This window comes from Mycetocola saprophilus, assembly GCF_000718085.1.
GTDB classification, from domain to species: domain Bacteria; phylum Actinomycetota; class Actinomycetes; order Actinomycetales; family Microbacteriaceae; genus Mycetocola; species Mycetocola saprophilus.
In genome coordinates, this window is record NZ_JOEC01000002.1 from 1422454 (window position 1) to 1442098 (window position 19645).

General features: G+C 64.4%; 21 protein-coding genes. 11 read left to right on the forward strand and 10 right to left on the reverse strand.

The genetic code is table 11. The annotated features are described in order from the left end of the window. Position 1 precedes the first annotated feature (1 nt). Positions 2 to 1000 (forward strand): Fpg/Nei family DNA glycosylase, encoded by a 999-nt coding sequence (locus tag IE92_RS0112395; RefSeq protein WP_030148812.1) that lies wholly within the window; start codon positions 2 to 4, stop codon positions 998 to 1000. A 64-nt stretch (positions 1001 to 1064) separates the two neighbouring features. Here IE92_RS0112395 and IE92_RS0112400 read toward each other — a convergent pair whose 3' ends face one another. The 3 genes from IE92_RS0112400 to IE92_RS0112415 form a co-directional block, all read right to left on the reverse strand. Next, a complete protein-coding gene (locus IE92_RS0112400; RefSeq protein WP_030148813.1) occupies positions 1065 to 5141 on the reverse strand; it encodes an SCO7613 C-terminal domain-containing membrane protein in 4077 nt (1358 codons plus the stop codon). Between the two features lie 207 nt (positions 5142 to 5348). Further along, positions 5349 to 6053, reverse strand: a complete 705-nt coding sequence (locus IE92_RS0112410) for a response regulator (protein WP_030148815.1) — start codon at positions 6051 to 6053, stop codon at positions 5349 to 5351. Further along, the gene (locus IE92_RS0112415; protein ID WP_030148816.1) at positions 6050 to 7351 is read right to left on the reverse strand and encodes a sensor histidine kinase; all 1302 of its coding nucleotides are present in this window, start codon (positions 7349 to 7351) and stop codon (positions 6050 to 6052) included. Before IE92_RS0112415 ends, IE92_RS0112410 begins: the two co-directional genes overlap by 4 nt. Positions 7352 to 7507: 156 nt before the next feature. Between IE92_RS0112415 and IE92_RS0112420 the strand changes: the two genes are divergently transcribed. Then, positions 7508 to 8875, forward strand: coding sequence for a cation:dicarboxylate symporter family transporter (locus IE92_RS0112420; protein ID WP_051701546.1), 1368 nt, complete (start codon positions 7508 to 7510; stop codon positions 8873 to 8875). Positions 8876 to 9025: 150 nt separating this feature from the next. Here IE92_RS0112420 and IE92_RS0112425 read toward each other — a convergent pair whose 3' ends face one another. Then, positions 9026 to 9511: a Dps family protein gene (locus IE92_RS0112425; RefSeq protein ID WP_030148818.1), complete on the reverse strand. Its 486-nt coding sequence runs from the start codon at positions 9509 to 9511 to the stop codon at positions 9026 to 9028. A 224-nt stretch (positions 9512 to 9735) separates the two neighbouring features. Here IE92_RS0112425 and IE92_RS0112430 point away from each other — a divergent pair, with 224 nt between their 5' ends. Further along, entirely contained in the window at positions 9736 to 10266 is a 531-nt protein-coding gene (locus IE92_RS0112430) for a gamma carbonic anhydrase family protein (protein WP_030148819.1), read from the forward strand. A gap of 78 nt (positions 10267 to 10344) precedes the next feature. On the opposite strand, the gene IE92_RS18405 is transcribed toward IE92_RS0112430, so the two are convergent. The 3 genes from IE92_RS18405 to IE92_RS0112445 all read right to left on the reverse strand — a co-directional run bounded on the left by IE92_RS18405 (position 10345) and on the right by IE92_RS0112445 (position 12017). Next, the gene (locus tag IE92_RS18405) at positions 10345 to 10515 is read right to left on the reverse strand and encodes a hypothetical protein (RefSeq protein ID WP_156027526.1); all 171 of its coding nucleotides are present in this window, start codon (positions 10513 to 10515) and stop codon (positions 10345 to 10347) included. A 145-nt stretch (positions 10516 to 10660) separates the two neighbouring features. After that, the gene (locus tag IE92_RS0112440) at positions 10661 to 11227 is read right to left on the reverse strand and encodes a hypothetical protein (protein ID WP_051701545.1); all 567 of its coding nucleotides are present in this window, start codon (positions 11225 to 11227) and stop codon (positions 10661 to 10663) included. Between the two features lie 115 nt (positions 11228 to 11342). Then, positions 11343 to 12017 (reverse strand): VOC family protein, encoded by a 675-nt coding sequence (locus IE92_RS0112445; RefSeq protein WP_051701544.1) that lies wholly within the window; start codon positions 12015 to 12017, stop codon positions 11343 to 11345. A gap of 91 nt (positions 12018 to 12108) precedes the next feature. Here IE92_RS0112445 and IE92_RS0112450 point away from each other — a divergent pair, with 91 nt between their 5' ends. After that, on the forward strand, positions 12109 to 12909 hold the full coding sequence (locus IE92_RS0112450) for a GNAT family N-acetyltransferase (RefSeq protein ID WP_030148822.1): 801 nt from the start codon (positions 12109 to 12111) through the stop codon (positions 12907 to 12909). 338 nt (positions 12910 to 13247) lie between these two features. Here IE92_RS0112450 and IE92_RS0112455 read toward each other — a convergent pair whose 3' ends face one another. From IE92_RS0112455 to IE92_RS0112465, 3 genes are read right to left on the reverse strand one after another with little or no spacing between them, the layout of a single operon-like run. Continuing rightward, entirely contained in the window at positions 13248 to 14474 is a 1227-nt protein-coding gene (locus IE92_RS0112455; protein ID WP_081863852.1) for a tyrosine-type recombinase/integrase, read from the reverse strand. Then, entirely contained in the window at positions 14467 to 14823 is a 357-nt protein-coding gene (locus IE92_RS19165) for an ImmA/IrrE family metallo-endopeptidase (RefSeq protein ID WP_030149553.1), read from the reverse strand. The genes IE92_RS0112455 and IE92_RS19165 overlap by 8 nt, the downstream gene beginning before the upstream one ends. 2 nt (positions 14824 to 14825) lie before the next feature. After that, positions 14826 to 15305, reverse strand: coding sequence for a helix-turn-helix domain-containing protein (locus IE92_RS0112465; protein WP_030148825.1), 480 nt, complete (start codon positions 15303 to 15305; stop codon positions 14826 to 14828). Between the two features lie 130 nt (positions 15306 to 15435). Between IE92_RS0112465 and IE92_RS19170 the strand changes: the two genes are divergently transcribed. The 7 genes from IE92_RS19170 (at position 15436) to IE92_RS0112500 (ending at position 19552) form a co-directional block, all read left to right on the forward strand. Further along, positions 15436 to 15672 (forward strand): helix-turn-helix domain-containing protein, encoded by a 237-nt coding sequence (locus tag IE92_RS19170; RefSeq protein WP_081863851.1) that lies wholly within the window; start codon positions 15436 to 15438, stop codon positions 15670 to 15672. 47 nt (positions 15673 to 15719) lie between these two features. Continuing rightward, positions 15720 to 15866: a helix-turn-helix domain-containing protein gene (locus IE92_RS17910; RefSeq protein ID WP_245601289.1), complete on the forward strand. Its 147-nt coding sequence runs from the start codon at positions 15720 to 15722 to the stop codon at positions 15864 to 15866. After that, on the forward strand, positions 15835 to 16680 hold the full coding sequence (locus tag IE92_RS0112475) for a BRO family protein (RefSeq protein WP_081863850.1): 846 nt from the start codon (positions 15835 to 15837) through the stop codon (positions 16678 to 16680). Before IE92_RS17910 ends, IE92_RS0112475 begins: the two co-directional genes overlap by 32 nt. 415 nt (positions 16681 to 17095) lie before the next feature. Next, positions 17096 to 17959 carry a bactofilin family protein gene (locus IE92_RS0112485; RefSeq protein WP_052367302.1) on the forward strand — a complete coding sequence of 288 codons (864 nt, stop codon included), beginning with the start codon at positions 17096 to 17098 and terminating at the stop codon, positions 17957 to 17959. 44 nt (positions 17960 to 18003) lie between these two features. Beyond that, complete coding sequence (locus IE92_RS18560; protein WP_051701542.1) at positions 18004 to 18762, forward strand: phage antirepressor KilAC domain-containing protein; 759 nt, start codon at positions 18004 to 18006, stop codon at positions 18760 to 18762. A gap of 86 nt (positions 18763 to 18848) precedes the next feature. After that, positions 18849 to 19208 carry a hypothetical protein gene (locus IE92_RS0112495; protein ID WP_156027527.1) on the forward strand — a complete coding sequence of 120 codons (360 nt, stop codon included), beginning with the start codon at positions 18849 to 18851 and terminating at the stop codon, positions 19206 to 19208. After that, positions 19205 to 19552, forward strand: a complete 348-nt coding sequence (locus IE92_RS0112500; protein WP_030148830.1) for a hypothetical protein — start codon at positions 19205 to 19207, stop codon at positions 19550 to 19552. The genes IE92_RS0112495 and IE92_RS0112500 overlap by 4 nt, the downstream gene beginning before the upstream one ends. Positions 19553 to 19645 lie beyond the last annotated feature (93 nt).

The following is a 19645-nucleotide window of genomic DNA, read 5'->3' on the forward strand; positions in this document are numbered from 1 at the left end:
CGTGCCCGAGGGACACTCAGTACACCGCATCGCGCGGCAGTTTGAACGCAACTTTCTGAATACCCCGGTGTTCGCATCGAGCCCGCAGGGGCGCTTTGCCGAGGGTGCCGAGGTGCTCAGCGGTCACGAACTGCTGCGCGTCAACGCGGTCGGAAAGCAGATGTTTGCCGAGTTTGATGGGGACCTCTGGCTGCGGGTGCACCTCGGGCTTTACGGGGCGTGGGATTTTGCCGGGAGCATCTCCACCGATCCCACGATTGCCAGCGCATCGGGTCGGATGGGGCAGACCAACCAGCGTGGAACCACGCTGGATCCCGGCCTGCTAGTCGATCGCGGCGGGGAGGACTCGATCGCCTCGATCGGCGCCCCGCGCAACGCCCGGATGCGCATGTCCGAGCAGACCAAGGCGCTGGCCGGCGCCGAGAACGAGACGTTCCCACCGGAACCGGTGGGCCAGGTACGCCTGCGCCTCCTCACCGAGACCGCGGTGGCAGACCTGCGTGGCCCGACCGCGTGTGAGGTCATGACTCCGGACGCGGTTCAGGCGAAGATTGACTCCCTGGGTCCGGATCCGCTGACCGATGACTCGGCCGCGGCCGAGGAGAAGTTTGTGGCCGCCGTGCGCAAGCGGCAGGTGGCCATCGGGCAGTTGCTGATGGACCAGTCAGTGGTGGCCGGGATCGGCAACGTCTATCGCGCCGAGATGCTCTTCCGGGCCGCGCTGAACCCGCATACCCCGGGCAAGCATGTTCCCGAGGAGGTGGTGCGCGGGCTCTGGCACGACTGGGGTGTGCTGCTGCGGATCGGCGTGGAAACCGGCCAGATGATGACCATGGACGATCTGGATCCCGAGGCCTATGTGGCGGCGATGGGAAACCTCGCCGACCGGCACTGGGTCTACCGCCGGGCCGGTCTGCCCTGCCGACGCTGCGGAACGAATATCGCCCTCGAGGTGATGCAGGCCCGCAAGCTTTACTGGTGTCCCGGCTGCCAACTCTAGACGCAAAACGAACCCCGGCCCACTCGGACCGGGGTTCGTGTTTTTAGCGTGGTACGAAAACCGTTTAGCGCAGCGCGGAGATCGCGTGCACCAGGTTTTTGGCCTGGCGCAGCCGGGCCTCATAGGTGGCTCCCACCACCAGGAGGAGGACGCCGCCTAGTCCCGCCCACACCGCCCAGGACAGGGTGTCGGTAATGGCGCGGATGAGCGGGAACGCCTGCACGATCACGTGGATCAGGAGCACGCCGGTGCCGATCACGAACGGCGCCTGGAGCCGGCCGAACACACCCCAGAGAATCAGCGCGATGGTGACGATCCCGAGCCCCACGATGCGGATCGGGTGGGGATCGCCCCACCCGGCGAGGAATGAGGCGAGGGTCCCTACCGCCAGCGGGATCCCCAGCACCGGCATGCTGCGCAGGTCCGGGTGCCGACGCAGCTTGAGAATGCCGATCAGCACCGCGGCGATCAGCAGGGGAGCCAGGGCCAGCTCGACGGCGGTTCCCGGACGCACCCAGGCGAAGACACCGTAGAAACCCGAGATTCCCAGCGCGCCGATCCAGAACGGTGATCCCCAGCGCGAGTAGCCAGCGCCCGCGACGGCAAGAATCGCAAACAGCGAGGCGAGCAGGATGAGCGAGGCGCGGAGGTGGTCGGATCCGGCGAGCAGCGGGAATCCGATGAGCACCAGGGCACTAAACGCCGCCAGTCCGATGACCGAGTCGATGCTCGAGAACGACTCGCGGCGCAGCCAGGGAATGAACGCCAGCACCAGAACACACAGCATGATGGCCCAGAGCTCGGCGGGAGCGGGGAATGCGATCCGATAGCCGCCGGTCACGAGGAACACTCGTCCCAGAGTCAGCACAATGAGCGTGCCCGCGGTTGGCCCCAGCGCCAGGGCGCGCACCGGAAGATTGCGCCACTCGCGCCGCAGCAGACGAGCTGATCCGGCCAGCACCAGGGCTACCAGCCCGATGATGAGGGCACCGGTGGATCCGAACCGAAGTCCATCCGCAATCACACCGATGGCGGCGGAGGCTCCGGCCAGGCCGAGGCCCAGGGTCGCCACGTGCGGCCGGGGATGGACCGGGTTGATCGCACTGGTCAGGAGGATCAGCAGCGCAAGCATCGCCGCCACCGGCACCACATAGGCGCTGGTCGAGGTGATATACGCCCGATCCAGGGCCACCCAGAGCGAGGTACTGGCGATCCCCAGGGCGAGTGCCAGCTGGAAGCGTCGGAGCCCGCTGGTGCGTAACAGCGGGTTGCCGTGAGCCCCGGAGGAGACCGCGGCGGCGACCGCAAGAATCGGCAGCGCCGGCCAGCTGGACACGAGGTTTACCCCGTCAATAAACACCGGGATTGCGATCAGGAGCAGGGCGAGATCGGTCGCGATGCGCACGTGACGAAGGGCACCCAGTAGGGTCTCTGGCGGATTGAGACGCAGGCTGAGGCGGCGTGGTGTCGAGTTCGGTCCGCCGAGCACGCGGGTTCGCAGCGGGGTATGCCCGATGATCGTGAGGGCCAGGAGCAGGAGCGCGACCGGGATTGTCTCGCGCACGTCTGCCTGCATCGAGATCGAGGTGACCGACAGCGCCGCGAGCAGGATCGCCGAGGCACTGAGGAGGAGACGGATGCCGGTGCCGATCCGGGCGGGACGCAGCACCGGAACCAGGGCGCCGAGGGTCCCCACAATCGGCAGCAGAGCGATCGGCAGGCCGGGACGCGGCTCCAGGATCAGACCGGCCCAGAAGTATGCGCCGGCGAGAACCAACAGGACCGCCGCGGCCGCGCCGATCAGGCGTCCCTCGGCTGTACCAAACGGGTTCACTCGGAAGCGGTCGGAAAGCGCGGGCACTACCCCAAGGAGGATCCCGATGAGTGCCGCATAGACCAACTCCCAACCCCCGAGCGCGGTCATTGACATCGGGGACTGCGTCGCCACGATGCGCCCAACCAGCGTGAGGCCGAGCAGGAAGGCACCCATCGAGAGGAGAACGCGCTGGGTCGGCGGCGTGGCCGCGCGCGGATCCTGTTCGGCGCGGACCCGCCAGGCCATAAACGCGACCAGTGCCAGCGCGTGGATCACGATGTCGGCGGCGGTCAGCGAGGGCGAGCGCACCAGTGCCAACACAATACTCGCCGCGGAGAGGACGGCCGGCACCAGCCAGAAGGTCAGCCCGGGGAGGCGACGGGGGAGCCGGATCGAGGTTTCGGCCAGGGCCAGGGCAATTGCCAGGATGATGATCGACTGGGCAAAACGGGATTCCAGCGGGAATACGCTGAGGGTTGCGGCCAGGGTTGCCGCGCCCAGGAGCCAGGGAAGGACATCGCGCAGCGCCCGGAGGCGGTGTGCGGCAAACCCCAGGGGTGCCAGGGCGAGTAGGAGCGCCGCCATTCCGGGCAGGGCCACGGTGAGGAATGTGCCCGTGTTGGGCATCGAGGATTCGGCCGCGCGCTCGGTGGCAAACCAGCCCAGGGCGCAGCCGGTTAGGATCGCCGAGGCGATCCACGCGGTCCAGCCGGGCAGCAGGGTTGCCAGGCTCGGGTGCTCGCTGCGGCGGGTCAGGACCCAGATCCCGGTGGCGGTCATCGTGGTCGAGAGCACCACCATGAGCAGCGCGGGCAGTGTCGGAGGCGAGAATGCGAGCGCAACCTCGGTGATGGTGGTCCCGAGCAGTCCCGGCGGCGTCAGCGCCGCAAGCAGCATGGCACCGGTGCGGCCGGTGATGCGCAGGGGGTGCGAGGTGGTCAGTACCGCAAAACCCAGCCAGGCGAGCGCGGTCGCGCCCAGGAGGAACACCAGCAGGACGACACCAGCCTGTGCAACCCCGGGCACACTTCCGGTCGCGACAACGACCAGGGCCAGTCCGAGCGATTCCACCAGCAGGCGCTCGGGGGCGCGTGCCGCACGGGACCGCAGGACGCGGGATCCGGCAACCGCGATCACCAGGCCCGCAAGCGATCCCAGCCACACCGTCTGGAAGGCCGTGGTGCCGAGCGACCCGATCAGCCCAAACGCCGACAGTGGGAGCAGGAGTGCGGCGATGAACGCATAGCTGCGCACGCGGGTGAGTCGTTCGGCCAGCACCGCCAGTGCCCCCACGAGGCCCAGGCCGAGGCCGGCCGAGAAGATCGGATCGAGGCCCGAGATCCCCGCCACATCAAAGGCCCGCACCAGGCCCGCATCGATCAGCGCAATGATCGTGCTGAGGATCGCCAGGGCGTGCGCGGTGGAGGGCAGCCGCCTCACGATGAATCCGGCCACCGCGGCCGTCGCGGCGGCGACACCGAGCAGGATCAGCGCGCGTACCGGCGGGGTGGTCCCCAGATAGGCGAGGGTTGCAAAGAACAGTGCCGCGGCTACCAGGAGCACCACGCCCAGGGTCAGCAGCGTGGTCTGGATGCTCGAACGGCGTGGCACCCGCTCGGAAGCGGGGGCCGCGGCGACTCGTCGTGGTGATTCCGGCGGCGCGGGTGGCGCGGGCATCGCGGCCGCGGGGGCCTGGACCAGGTCCGCGGCGGCCACCGACGTATCGAACGGCACCATCGCCGTGACGGGACTCTGGATCGGGCTCACCACCGGGCTTGGCACGGGGCTGGCAATCGGATTAGCGACCGGAATCGGGCTCGGCACGGGGGCGACAACCGGGTGAGCCGAAGGACTCACGCCCGGGGGTGCATACGCCGCCACCGGAAGCGCCAGCACCGCGCGCCGGCGCTCCTCGGCCAGATCCCCGGCCGCGCGGCTTACCTGGGTTAGCTCAACCGCGTCGTCCTGGTTCAGCGAGAGTCCACACGCCTCGCAGCGCGAGCCGGCCAGGGTGGCAAAGCATCCGGGACAGCGCGCGGGGTCCATCAGCGCCAATGCCGTGGGCGGCCAGGCGAGGGTCACCGCGGTGCCGGCGGGAAGGTTTTGACGGGACCGCATCGCGGCGATCAGTCCCGCGCGTTCCAGGAGAGCCGCGTCCAGGGTCTGGCTACGCAGACGAATCAGCCCGGCCACGCCGGTGCGGACATCGATGTTGCATCGCCCGCAGACTCCGATTGCCGGGATCCCAAAGCACGAGGGACACACCTGGGTATCCCGTAGCTGGATGATGCCGGAGGGCCACGCGGGGTATCGAGTGATGGTCATCGTGTCCTTTGGTACCGAGGCAAAGGGAGTTTTGCCTGCCTGGCAGACTACGGACTACCTCGCCTCTGAGTGCCCAATTTTGCCCAGATTGCCGCAAGATATCGCCGAATTCGTCGCATCGATGGTGCAAAACGGCAACGCGGTCCTCCCTATGGGGGACCGAGTCGGTGATTCCTTGACAGCCGGAAAAATACTTCGGTTGCGCCGCTAATCGGACATGGCGGACCGCCACCGATACTCGCTCTGGGGGCGTCCCGGAGCACCCAGCCGAGGGGCGCGTTCCACGCTGCCGGTCGCGGTGAGATGCTCCAGGTAGCGCCGGGCTGCCACCCGCGACATCCCCACCTCTTCGGCGATCTCGGCGGCGGAACAGGCCCCGTGGGTGCGCAGCGCGTCGGTCACCAGCCTCAGCGTCTCGGGTGCGATGCCCTTCGCGGGTGCCTCCCGGGTGGGCGGTCGTAGCGCCGAAAACAGCGAGTCCACCTCCTGCTGGGTGGACTGGCCGGTGGCGCAGAGGTCACGGCTGTGGAAGTCGCGGAACTGAGCCATCCGCTCATAGAAGGTGGCGAAGGTGAAGGGTTTGATCAGGTACTGGGCCACACCCAGGGCCAGCGTGCGACGGACGCTCTCGGCCTCCCGCACCCCACTGATCACGATCGCGTGGGTGTCGGTGCCGCGGGCCCGAATGTGGCGGAGCACGTCCAGGCCGCTGCCGTCGGGCATCGTGATATCCAGCAGGATGAGGTCGATCGGACGGGCATCATCACGCAGGATCGCCACGGCTTGAAAGGCCCCGACGGCCTCGGCGACCACCACAAACCCGGGCACCCGTTCCACAAACGACCGGTGGAGCTCGACGATCAGGGGATCGTCATCCACGATCAGGACGCGGATATCGCGCGGCTTAGTCATCGGTCATCCTCCCGTGTGGGGGCGGCGGGGAGGGAAACCCTGAGCGTGGTGGGATGTTCATCCACGGTGATGTGACCACCCGCCTGGGTCACGATCTGGTGGACCAGGGCGAGCCCGATACCCCGGGTGGCCGAGGGTGCCGCCTTGGTCGAGAATCCGTGTTCGAACATTCGAGCCCGGGAGTCCTCGGTGAATCCCGCCCCGCTATCGGTCACCGAGATGTCCACGGTCTCGGCACCCGACGGACGCATTTCCAGATGCACGGTGTGTGGGCGCTCGCCGGCCGCGGCGGCATCAAACGCATTGTCGATCAGGTTGCCCACGACGGCGATTGCATCGATCGGGCTCAGCGCGAGTGCGGGGGCCTCGGGATCGATCACGGTCTCGAAGCGGATCCCGCGCTCCGAGGCCTGGGCGCTCTTGCCCAGCAGCAGTGCGTTCATGGTGGATTCGGAGGTCGCCGGCACCGCCAGACTGTCCACCAGCTCCTGATTGTGATCGGCGGTTTCGGTTAGCAGGGTGATGGCCTCCCGGGTGCGTCCCAGCTCAAGCATCGCCACGGCCGTGTGGAGCCGGTTGCCATGCTCATGGTTTTGCGCACGCAGCGCCGCGCCCAGGGTACGCAGCGATTCAAACGAGGAGGTCGCGTCGCGCACATCGGCGGCGCTGAGATTGCCCGCGAGCCTGCGCGTGTAGTGACGTCCCAGTAGCGCCCCCACGATCCCGGTGGCGAGGAGGCCGGCCGTGACGGTCAGGATCAGCGGCAGCTCATCCCGGATCGACGCCCCGACCGTGCCCAGCGTTACCCCGGCCGACACCCACCCCACGATTTCGGTACCGCCCGGCGCGAGCACCGGTACGATGGTGCGGATCGAGGGGCCGAGGGTTCCGTCAAATACCTCGGTCAGCTCGGTGGCGGAGTCGGGGATCGTGCCCAGGTAGTACTCGCCGATCTGCGATTCCTCGCGGTGGGTGAGGCGCACTCCGGCCGGGGTCATGATGGTGACATAGGTGATGCCCGCCCGGTCGATCAGCGTGCGGGTGATCGGCTGGAGAAGATCGGATGCATCGGTGAATCCTCGTGTCCCCGATTCCACTCCGGCCAGGGCCACGCGGGTGGTGGGGGAGAGGGCGAGGGTCGTGGCGATGGCCTCGGTGGCCCGCTCGGCCTCGTGTTCCCCGGCCCGCTGACGGTCCCAAATCAGCAGCCCGCCCACGGCGAGGCCGAGGAGTATGGCGATCAGGATGAGCGCCAGAAACACGCTCGATGATGCGCTGCGGGTACGTTTTTGGACCATTCCGTCATTGTGCCACGCGGGCGTCCCCCTCGGTGTTTTGTCGCGACCAATATGACCAAAACTCGGGGCTCATCCGGATGCGGTCGTAGCGTGAGGGAAATTGATCTGGTGCCCTGCCCGCACCGCATCCGAACAGAGTCGTTTCAGGAGGAACTCGTGGCACACAACACCGTACATCGCACCATCCCGCGCCGGCCGCGGCGCTCATGGGACCGACACACCTGGCTCTACGTCTCGGTGATTATCGCCGTGGTAGCCGGCGCGTTGCTGGGGCTGATCGTCCCCGACGTGGCCATCGCGCTGGAGCCCCTCGGGAAGGCCTTTGTCTCCCTGATTAAGATGATGATCGCCCCGATCATCTTCTGCACCATCGTGATCGGCGTGGGGTCGATCGCCAAGGCCGCAACCGTCGGCAAGATCGGCGGCCTGGCGCTGATCTACTTCCTGGTCATGTCGACCTTCGCGCTGGCCATCGGCCTGGTGGTGGGGAACCTGATCCACCCGGGCGAGGGGCTGGACATGCGCGGCTCGCACTATGAAACCAAGGGCGAGGCCGCGGGAACCGTGGACTTTATCCTGCAGATCATCCCGCCGACCTTCTTCTCGGCCTTCACCGGGGAGAGCGTTCTCCAGGTCCTCTTTATTGCCCTGCTCACCGGCTTCGCCCTGCAGGGGCTGGGCAAGCGCGGCGAGCCGATCATCGGCGCGATCAAGCAGCTGCAGACCCTGGTGTTCCGCATCCTCAGCATGATTCTCTGGCTGGCCCCGATCGGTGCCTTCGGCGCGATTGCCGCGGTCGTGGGTAAGACCGGGGCGGCGGCGATCTGGGGACTGGGCATTCTGATGATCGCGTTCTACATCACCTGCGTGCTGTTCATCGTCGGGGTGCTGGGTTCGCTGCTGTACTTCGTGACCGGGCTCAACATCTTCAAGATGCTTAAGTACTTTGGCCGGGAGTACCTGCTGATCGTGGGCACCTCCTCCTCCGAGTCGGCGCTGCCGCGACTGATCGCCAAGCTCGAACACGCCGGGGTCTCGAAGCCCGTGGTGGGCATCACGGTGCCCACGGGGTACTCCTTTAACCTGGACGGGACCGCGATCTATCTGACCATGGCCTCGCTGTTTATCGCGACCGGGATGGGGCAGCCGATGAGCATCGGCGAGCAGATCGGTCTGCTGGTCTTCATGATCATCGCGTCCAAGGGAGCCGCCGGGGTGACCGGGGCGGGGCTTGCGACCCTGGCCGGCGGCCTGCAGGCGTACCGTCCGGACCTGGTGGACGGGGTCGGGGTGATCGTGGGGATCGACCGGTTCATGTCCGAGGGACGCGCGCTGACCAACTTCACCGGGAACGCCGTCGCGACCTTCCTGATCGGCACCTGGACCGGACAGATCGACCGCAACCGCGCCCGCAGCGTGCTGGCGGGGGAGCTGCCCTTCGACGAGTCGACGATGACCGCCGACGGACACGGAGACGCCGCCGAGCGGCCCGAACAGGAGCCGGCACCGGCACCCGCGCGCTAGGTCGTGTGGAATGCTCCGCGCCGAGAGTCGGCGCGGGGCATTCCGGCGGCAGACGTATCGCCCCCGTGGCTCTTCCGCGCGGGGGCGATACGCCGTTAACGAGCGCCGCGCCCCCGCCCGAAGGCGAAAGCGCGGCGAAAACCCGGGGAATTACTTGCTGAGGTGAGCGACCAGGAACCAGCGGTCCTTGTCCAGGCCGCGAGCGATCTCGATCGCGACGTCCTGGCTGGTGGCATCGATCTCGGCGAGCTCGTCGATTGCGGTGTTGACCGAGACGAGGGCGGCGTCGATCTGGGCGATAACCTCGGCGATGGACTGGTCGGACTGCACGAATCCGGCGGTCAGTTCACCGGTGGTGGTCTTGGCGGCTACGGTGGCCAGGCGGGCATCTACCGGGAGGCCGAGTGCAACGATTCGCTCGGCGGCGAGGTCGGACCAGTCCTGGGCGTGCTCCACGACGGTGTCGAAGAGTTCGTGGACACCCACGAAGTTGGCTCCGCGGACGTGCCAGTGGGCCTGCTTGCCGTTGATGACAAGAGCCTGGAGGTCGAGAACGACCGGGCTGAGGAACTGGGCAACTCCGGCGGCAACCTCTGCGCTGACGGAACTGGTGGCGACGGTCTGGATGTTGGTCATTTTTTCCTTCTTTCCTCGGTGTTAGATACAACGGTACGCGGATAAAAACATTCCGCAAGCAAGATTAGGCTCGTCTTACGCCGTGTTTCAGCGGTTTTTGGGCCCCCAATGCGGGGTCGTTTGGCCGCGAGATGACGCGTGTTTTCGATTGGAATTCATGATTCCTTCAGCCCGCGCCCAGCATCAAAAATTCATCAAAAAAGGTTCGAGGCTAGGCTGAAACCATGTCCGAGACCCCGGAGTTTTCGATCCTCGCCCTGCCCGATCTGCCCGCCCCGCGCATCGCCGCGGATGCGTATATCGCCCCCGGCGCACGCATCGTCGGGGACGTCACGCTCGCACCCGAATCCAGCGTGTGGTTTAACGCGGTGCTGCGCGGGGACAGTGCCTCGATCGAGCTGGGCGCGGGAAGCAACCTGCAGGACGGTGTCGCGGTCCATGCGGATCCCGGGTCCCCGGTGCTCATCGGTCGCGATGTCTCGGTGGGGCATAACGCGGTCATCCACGGGTCCACGATCGGAGACGGTGTGCTGGTGGGCATGGGCGCGGTGGTGCTGAACGGCGCGGTGGTCGGCGAGAACTCGCTGATCGCCGGTGGTGCGGTGGTACTGGAGGGTGCGCAGATTCCCGCGGGATCCCTGGTAGCCGGTGTCCCGGGCAAGGTGCGGCGTGCGCTGACCCCCGAGGAGATCGCCGGAATCCGGGATAACGCCGCCCGCTATCGGGCGAATGCGGCGCGCTACGCGGCGCTGTAGGGGCAGCTCGAAGGCCAGCTCGAGGAGGAGCTCGAGGAGGAGCTCGAGGAAGAGCTGGAGGGGGAGTTCGCGCGGAACCTAGCGCTTGGATCGGCGCTGGGCGCGTCCGCTCGCGGCGAGGAAGATGATACAGACGATCATCATGAGCACACCCGGCCCGAATCGGCCAAGGCCCAGCAGGATGCCCCCGATCAGGAACACCACGGCACCCACCAGGGTGTAGACGGCGGCGATGGAGCGGAGTTTCATGGCGGAGTGGCCGGCTTTCGGAGGGAAGTAGGCGAGTGCGGGGCGCCATTGCCCCGTACCCTGTGCGCCAGTCTGGCACATGGGGGAGTGGGGGCCTGGCCGATTCGAGTGGGCTGTGACCTGATCGTTAGGTTCGCGCAGGTGTCTAGTAATCCTCCTCGTCCACGGGAGGCTTGGGCCCGCGGGCCGAGAGACCGCTGAGGACCAGGGCAAAGATGGCCAGGGTCACGCTCACGGTGGCCAGCGGGTTGGCCACGCCGATCCCGATCTCCTGGGCGACCTCGCCTCCACTGAGGGACACCATGGACACCAGGCCGTGTTCGGTGATGTCCGGCACCAGGAATCCGAACCCGATGCCACTCACCCAGGAGATGATCAGCGTGGCGACGGCCGAGGGGCGCAGGTTGTAGCCGCGCTTGGCCGTGAGGATGATGTTGCGGCCCACGAAAATGTTGAGAATCGCATAGACCGGCCCCAGGCTGTAGGCGAACCAGCGCACCAGGTCTCCATCGATGCCGACCAGGGTGCGCCCGGCGACGATCCACAGCGCCACGGCGATGCCGATCACCGCGGCCACATATCCAAAGATGCCGGCGTGCGGGGTGCGGACGGGATCGGGGCGCACGCCCTGCTGCGGCGCTTCCCAGGCGTCGGCGGGGGTCTGCTCCGCCGCCTCGGGGCTGACCGGAGACGAGGACGGGTTTTCGGACACGGGCACACTACCTTCGAACGGGCGTTGGGGACTCCCTTATTATCGCCCGATTTTTCTCCCCACGCGCCCGCGCGACGGCCCCGGCTTGAGGCCGGGTGCCAACGCGGTCAGGACGCTAGCGGATGGTCAGGGTCGCATCGGGGGAGAGGGGGTAGACGCCGGGGACGCCGCCGCGTGCCTCAATATGGAGGGGAACAGGCAGAGCCCGCTGGGACTCGGTGGGGAACCAGACTCGCCCGGTCTGCACCATAATCAGCAGCCCGGAGGCATCGCCCACCGGCGCGAACGCGTCCGATCCGCTCCCAAAGCGCGGAAGTCCCGCCTCGGTGGTGAGGACATCGACGCTCAGGGGAACGCTTTCGACGGCCACCCCGACCTCACTTATGCCGATCACCTCGGACGGGTGGAATGCCCCGCTGCCGGGCTCAAGATTCAGATCGCGGCGACCGATGAATTCCAGGATCGAGTTTTCGGGACCGAGGAAGTAGACGGAGCGAGAGTTCCACCCGGCGGGGCCATCGAAGGTGTCCTCCCCGTCCAACACGATGCGTCCGATATGGCTATCGAGCCAGTCGGCGGCGAGATCGAGTCGGTCGGCGGGGACGTCGAGGGCAAGATGGAGACCGCGCGCGTCGGCATCCGGGTCGGTGGTGAGAAGGAGTTCGGATGCGCCGATAGAGACCACCGTGTGCAGGGGCGAATGTCGCACCGGCATCCCCAATACATCGTGGTAGAACGCCGTGGCGGCATCGCGGTCTTGGACGGTGGTGGCAATTCGGGTGAGTTCCATGACCCCAGCCAAACAGCTCAACCTTGGTTGAGGTCAAGTGTGCAGTTTTTCCGCTGGAATCCCGGAGAAGCGCGCTGCTACGCTGATCGCGATGACTACAATCGCAGCGCACTTAGACGCATATGACTCCCAGCTCCGCACCGACTCCGAGGTCCGAACCGCCGAATCCGTAGAACGCCACGGACCGCTCTTTCTCGCAACCTTCTCCGGCGGTCACGGGTTTATCACCTATGCACATCTCGACGGGCTCGTGGGCGTGGAGGTATCGACCCTGGTCGGTGAAGCCCTGGAGATCTTTAGCCGTCGCCCCGAAATCGTGGACGTGGAGTGGAAGACCCGCGCGCATGACGGTGTCGAGGGGCTGCACGAGGCGCTGATCGAACACGGTTTTGCTGCCGAGGAGTCCGAGTCGGTCATGATCGGTGCGCTGGAATCGCTCACCACCAACGATCCCGCCGATCTACTCGCGGCCGACGGTATCACCGTGCGGCGGATCACCACCGAGGCCGACCTGCGAGCCATGAGCGCGATGGCTGCCGTCGCCTTTGAGGAGGATGAGGATGAGGACCGCCTGGGCGAAATGCTCGGGGAGCTGACGGCCGGCAGCGATGTCGAGTTCTGGGTCGCCGAGGCCGACGGAAAGTTCGTCAGCGCCGGACGGCTGGAACCCGTTCCCGGGACCGATTTTGTGGGTATCTGGGGTGGATCCACGCTGCACGAATACCGTGGCCGCGGCATCTATCGTGCGTTGACCGCGGCCCGGGCGCGCGCGGCCCTCGCCTCCGGTAAGAAATTTGTGCACTCGGACTCGACCGAGTTCTCTCGCCCGATCCTGGAGCGCTCGGGTCTGGTCAAGGTGACCGAAACCACTCCCTATATCTGGGAGCGCTAACCATCGAGACGGGCCGGGTGTTGACGTATCCTCACGAATCCACCCGGCTCATCTCGGCCCCGCCGGCGATATTCAGCCGAGAGCGAGCGCCGGGGCCGCGTCGCCACGGTGCCTGACTATTCACCATCGTCAACGGCAAAAGGCCCGGTTCTCAGTACAAGAACCGGGCCTTTATGTGGAGGGGATGACGGGAATCGAACCCGCATCATTAGTTTGGAAGTTTGATACTGCGTTGTTTGATCGTGTTTTATGGTGTCGATAATTACGACTCGATCGGGCTTTTGTTTCAGTTTCATGTTCAGTGTTGTTCATTGTTGCTTAGCGGATAGGGTGACGAATTAGATGCCACTCTGCGAGTAGAGAGCGCCCAAGGCATTGGCAGTATCTCGTTTATCAGACTCGTACGGGTGGACATACGTGTCCAACGTGAATGACGTTCGCTTGTGTCCGAGGATGTTCGAGATGACCGCGATTTTCATTCCCATCGCAACCATGATTGATCCAGCGGTATGTCGCGAGATGTACCTTCGTTCGATCGGCAGGCCCACGGACACAAGCAGCTTGCGCCAGGCCCTAGTGTCCACTCCCGTATCGATCGGACGCCCGTTCATCTGAGTGAACACAAGAGATGTAGGCTCGCCGTCGTGCTCCCACTCGACGTACGAGCCTCCGAGTGCGATTCGGTTATCCATCTGATCCGCTCGAGTTCGCCTCAGCATCGCAACGACATCACCTGGTATCGGAATCGTTCGGCGGCCAGCATCGGTTTTTGCCATAGGCAAAATGACCATGCCCTGCCCACTCACTCGCTGAAGCTGTTGTCGAACGCGAATCTCGCCTCGGTCCAGATCAACGTGCTTCCACTCAATCCCCAGAACCTCAGACGGGCGCAGCCCGAACACCAGACCTATGAACCATCTAGCCTCGTGGCGCGTATCCCTGACGGCGTTCAGGATAGATTGAGTCTGTTCGAGGGTAAGGGTTCGCATCTCCTCTCGCGCTACCGCAGGGGTGTCGACGGAAAGTGCGACGTTGCGAGTAATGCGCCCGCGTTTTAATGCCTTGTTCAACGATGCTCTAATGCACGCATGCACGTTACGGATCCCTGTTTCTGACATTGGCTTCTTTGTGCGCGGCGACCCGGACGGTGCTGTGCGGGATCTCGTTGGGCGTGCACGTTTGCCATCTGCCAGCTCCGAGTAAAGGACTTCCAGGTCTTCTGGCTCGAGCTCGCGTAGCTTCAGGTGCCCGATGGTCGGTGCAACATGCCGGTCGATGATGGACCGGTACCCTGCTTTCACGTTTGGGCGCATCTTTCCGGTTTCAACCCAGTGGTTCATCCACTGCGAGACTGTGGCGTCCCCGCCTTTCGGCAAGGTGCCGTCATCGCGTTGGTTGAGGATCGCGCGCAGCTTCGGCCCGACCTCTGCTTTAGTTACGTTCGGAAAGTAGAAATACTGCTTCTTGCCACGCACGGTGACCACTGCGCGATATCCATTCCGGAACGGGTAGATGCTACCTTCACCTTTCGGGCGTCGGACTTGTTTCGGGGTTTCGTCAGGCATGTTCTTCCTTCAGGTAGGTCCTTATTACCTTTTCGGTTACCCCAAGCTCAATGGCGAGCTCAGGTATTTCGTGGGTCCATTTAGTTAGCTCTGATAGGGCGCGCGGGTCTACGAGATTCCGGGCAGCCATGGCATCTGCTGCAAGTTCTTGCTTACGGCTGGTATCAGAGTGCCCAAGGACGACATGGGCAACTTCGTGGGCTAGCACCGATCGTTCGTGGCGGGCCGTCATTCCGGGGCGCAGGAAGATAGTTTGCAAGCGGGGCACCCACAGGCCCGTCGGCGATCCGATTTCGCGGTGGTGGACCCGCACGCCGAGGCGATATGCGTGAGTGTGCGGGTCATACATGGCTATCCGTTCGGGTATTCTTCCTGCCCTCCATCGTCGTTGCTGGCGGCTTTGATCTCGAGTGAGAGGTCCACTTGGTCAAGATATGAAGCGTTATCGTCTCGCATGGGTACGACATTCGACATTGCTGCTTTGCGAACCGCGCGGCTCAGGATGACTATTACTTCGCTTACTGCGTCAGATCTGCGCGCCTCTGGGATTGCTTCCAGGAGGGCCCCAATGGCTGCGAGGGACTGGTTGGTTGAATCGGAGAATTGGGTTCCGACTATGTCCATGCCAAGCGCTTCGTAAATTCGAACTAGGACCGCTGCTTGGGGAACGGTGCGTCCGTTCTCGATTGCCGACAGGGTCCCGCGAGCAATACCCGCCATGGAGGCCAGCTCTTCTTGCTCGATTGATGCGTTGTGTCTAAGGGACTGTATCCGCGACGCGAGGGCCTGGCGGTCTTCGCGAGAGAATTTTTCAGAAAGTTTTTTAGACATGGGTTTATCTTAACATCTGCACGTTCACGCGCAAGTCATAAGGACAAATTAGACATATGTAATTAAAAACCGGATGAAACATGACATGCCAGGCTTGCTTTCGTGTCTTGTTTTTGGGTAACTTCAAGACATGACAACACACACCAGTACATCCGGAGGCCTGGCCCTCAAGCTTCTCCGCAGCGAAGCGGGACTCACCCAGGGCGAGGTGGCCACACTTGCTTCAGTTGCCCCCGCCTACCTTTCAAAAGTTGAACGCGGCTCCCATGCGCCATCTCCTGCATTTGTTGCGAAAGTCGCCGGCGCTATTGCAGGACGGATGGCAGCAGACGCGGTAGCGGCACCACGGTTGAGGCTGACGGCATGACTGCGGATGTAGAACGTCTACTCACGATCCCCGAGGTTGCAGACGGAATGCGAATCAAAAGCAGGGCTACCGTTTACCGGCTCATCAACTCGGGCCAGCTCCGAACGGTAAATATCGCGAACAGCGGAGAGAGAAGCCGACTTCGGATTCCAAAGTCCAGTTATGACGAATTTATCGCTCGGCGGTCGTCATGAAGCGGACAACAAAAAACCCGGTGCTGGAACACCGGGCCAGCAAAACCCCTTAGGAGAAGAAATGCTTACCCAGATCGTACCATTCGATTTTGTTGGTAACCAGATTCGCGTTATCCGCGAAGACGGTGAGCCGCTGTTCGTCGCCTCGGACGTTGCATCCGCTCTTGGCTACCGAATGGCATCCGACCTTTCTCGCCGGATCGATGACGAGGATAAGGGTACGCGCTCAGTGCGTACCCCCGGTGGAGACCAGTCGCTCACGGTTATCACTGAGGCAGGCCTTTACGCTGCGATTCTCGCCAGTCAGATTCCTTCCGCTCGGGATTTCAAGCGCTGGGTTACCGCTGAGGTGCTGCCGGCGATCCGCAAGACGGGCCAGTTTGCAGTGAAGCGTTCCCGCGCTGAGATCCTGGCTGAGGCGGTTCTGATCGCTCAGGACGAGATCGCCCAGAAGGATGAGCAGATTGCGGCACTCGCTCCCAAGGCATCCGCATGGGATGAATTGGTCGGCGCACGCGGTGATCATTCGGTTTCGGATGCGTCGAAGATCCTCGCCACGGTAGGTATCGATCTGGGCCCGCAGAAGCTTTTCGAAAAGCTGGGCGAACTCGGATGGACGTTCCGTCGCAACGGCGGCGCGTGGCGGCCCATGCAGAAGGCCGTGGACAGCGGGTATCTGCTGATGAAGCCGCAGTCACACATCCACCCGAAAACGCTCGAGCGTGTGATTGATTCCCCGCAGGTGCGAGTGACCATGCGCGGCCTGGAACGGCTGCGGGTTCGTCTCGGCAAGCTCGAGCTGGTCGCATCATGATCGAGATTTCTTTCGACACGCTCGGTGCCTTGCTCATGATCGTTTTTGGTGCTGGGTCGTTTCTGACCTGGTGGATTCACGAATCGTCTAAGTCGTAGCCCGACATCCTGACCGGCCCTCACAGTCCGGCCCGTCAGGTACTAAGCGCACAGTTCGACCGACCCTTTGGGGTGGCGGTAATTGTCGCGCCTGCAAGTTGAGAATTCCACATTGTTAGGCCCTGAAGCTAAAGGCGAGAACGGGCCAACCAATCCAGGCCGGGTATGTCCCCGGTGGCTGGTGTGCCGGCATGACCCCTGCGGGGTGAATGCCGAGAGCCGTCCCTTGGAACGCGGAATGACGCGGGGGTACAAGCCGGGTTCGATTCCCCGCATCGGCACTGCGTAAACACGCCACATAGAAGAAGGAGAAAGAAATGACGACAGCACCTCGCCGGTTCGAACTCACCGGTGAAACCAAGATCAACGCATACGGCATCACCGTGCACCGCATCCGAGCTACCGAGGACATCCCCGGAACGTCGGTAAAGAAGGGTGACGAGGGTGGCTGGGTTGAGTCGGCCGAGCTGGCGAACGGCGACGCTCGGGTCTCCGGCGACGCTTGGGTCTCCGGCGACGCTTGGGTCTCCGGCGACGCTCAGGTCTACGGCAACGCTTGGGTCTCCGGCGACGCTCAGGTCTCCGGCGACGCTCAGGTCTCCGGCGACGCTCAGGTCTCCGGCGACGCTCAGGTCTACGGCGACGCTCGGGTCTCCGGCGACGCTCAGGTCTCCGGCGACGCTCAGGTCTCCGGCGACGCTCAGGTCTACGGCGACGCTCGGGTCTACGGCGACGCTCGGGTCTCCGGCGACGCTCAGGTCTACGGCGACGCTCAGGTCTACGGCGACGCTCGGGTCTACGGCGACGCTCGGGTCTACGGCGACGCTTGGGTCTACGGCGACGCTCGGGTCTACGGCGACGCTTGGGTCTCCGGCGACGCTCGGGTCTACGGCGACGCTCGGGTCGAAGAAACCTGGCATTACCTCGTTGTTGGCCCCATCGGTTCCGAAGGAGTCACCGCGACGCTGTTCCGCACCAAGAACGGCAAGCACCACCTCAATGTGGGCTGCTGGTCCGGGACGCTCGGGAAGCTCATGGCCGAAGTGGAGCGCCGCCGTGCTGGCTGGTTCGCCCCCGAGGCCACGCAGGAGGTTTGGGTTGCCCAGTATCGGGCGCTCAAGGCACTGGGCAAGGCGACGGTTACTCGCTGGACCGAGCCGGAAGCTACCTCCACCAAATGAAGAACGCCCCGGTGCAACGGGGCGTCCAAACAGAAAGGAATCGCATGCAGATTCTTCCATTTGATTATGGCACCTTCCAGGTGCGAGTAGTAGAGCATGACGGTGAGCCGTGGTTTGTGCTCGCCGACCTGTGCGCGGTCCTCGGTCTCACGACCCCGGCGCGGGTAGCTGATCGTATCGATCAAGCTGGTGTGTGTCAGGCTCACATCAGCTCGGGCGGGCAGCGGCGACTTGTCACGATCGTGTCTGAGCCTGGCATGTACGAGGTCGTGATCCGGTCGGACAAGGCCGAGGCGGTCGCGTTCCGCCGGTGGATCACCGCGGAGGTGCTGCCGACGATCCGCAAGACCGGCGGGTACGGACAAGTCCAGGCACTCACGCCCGAGCAGATCGTGGCGCAGGCGTTGCAGATCACAACCGCGCAGGTTGCCGAGCTCACCGCGAAGGTCGAGCAGGACGCTCCGAAGGTCGAGTATGTGGACACGTTCGTGTCTACGGATGACCTGGTAACGGTGCGCGCACTGAGCAATGAGCTGGGCGTGAAAGAGACAGACATCCGCGACCTGATGGTCGAGAAGATGTTCGCATACCGGAAGTTCATCGGGGAAAGATTCTCCACGACAAAAGGCCGTCTTGAGCCCGTTTACGAGTGGTGGCCCATGGCAGGGAAGAAACACCTTTTCCGTCTGGTGCCGCAGCATAACGCACCTCGGCATCACAACAACCAGTTGAAGCAGACGCTCTACATTACGCCTGCTGGCAAGGTCGAGATCGCTCGTCTTTTCGGGAAGGAACTCGCATGAGCGCCGAGGATCTGTTGGACACGCGGGATGCTGCCGCGGTGATGGGTTGGGTGCAAGCAACGTTTTATCGGCGTGCACGGCACGGTATGGAGTTACCCCCTCGCGTAGACCAGCCGGGGCGTGCACGGTATCGACGTGCGGACGTGGAGGAGTTCAAGGCGAAGTTTGTTCGGACGCGTACCGGCCCCGAGCCGAAGCCGCGACCGGCGCCGGTCGCCCGGGTGCCGCGAGCTACCCCGCTGCCGAAGCCGTTGACGTTTGAGCAGAAGCTAGCGAAGCAGCGGGCCGGGCGCGGCCTGGATATGGACCTGCGTATCGGGTACATTCCGGCGGCCCCACCCGCTCCGGGTGAGGTGGTGGCGGTGTGTGGCCTGATCGCGCGCCGCGCGACCGGCCCAGGTGAGGCTTCCATACTGGCCGCCATGATCCTGGGAGACGCGGCATGATCCGGCTGGACGGGGACCTCCCTGGGCTGGTTATTTCCGCGCCCTCGTGTGGGCACTGCCGTCAGGAAGTCAGCATGGAGGACGGCATCGCCTACTGCGAAGGGTGCGGCGTCTACTGGGGCACGATCGAAGAAGACGAGACTTCCCAGTTTGATGAGGACCGCGACTTTGTAGAGGTTTGCGGAGAGCCTGCCCCGGAGAGCAACTCCTACAAGTACAAGGGCTGCGCCGTTACCGTCGCCTACTACCCGTGCATCCTGCCAGAGGGGCACTCTTCGAGGCACTTGCACCCGTATGACTACGAGAGTGTGCCCCTCTGGCCCAGCTCGGAGGTGTCTGCATGACCGGGGATCGTCCGGATCCGAAGCCGTCCGGTGCTGTCCCGCATCCGTCGGAGGATCTGGTGCCGCACGAAATGTCGGTGTGGTGGACCGTGG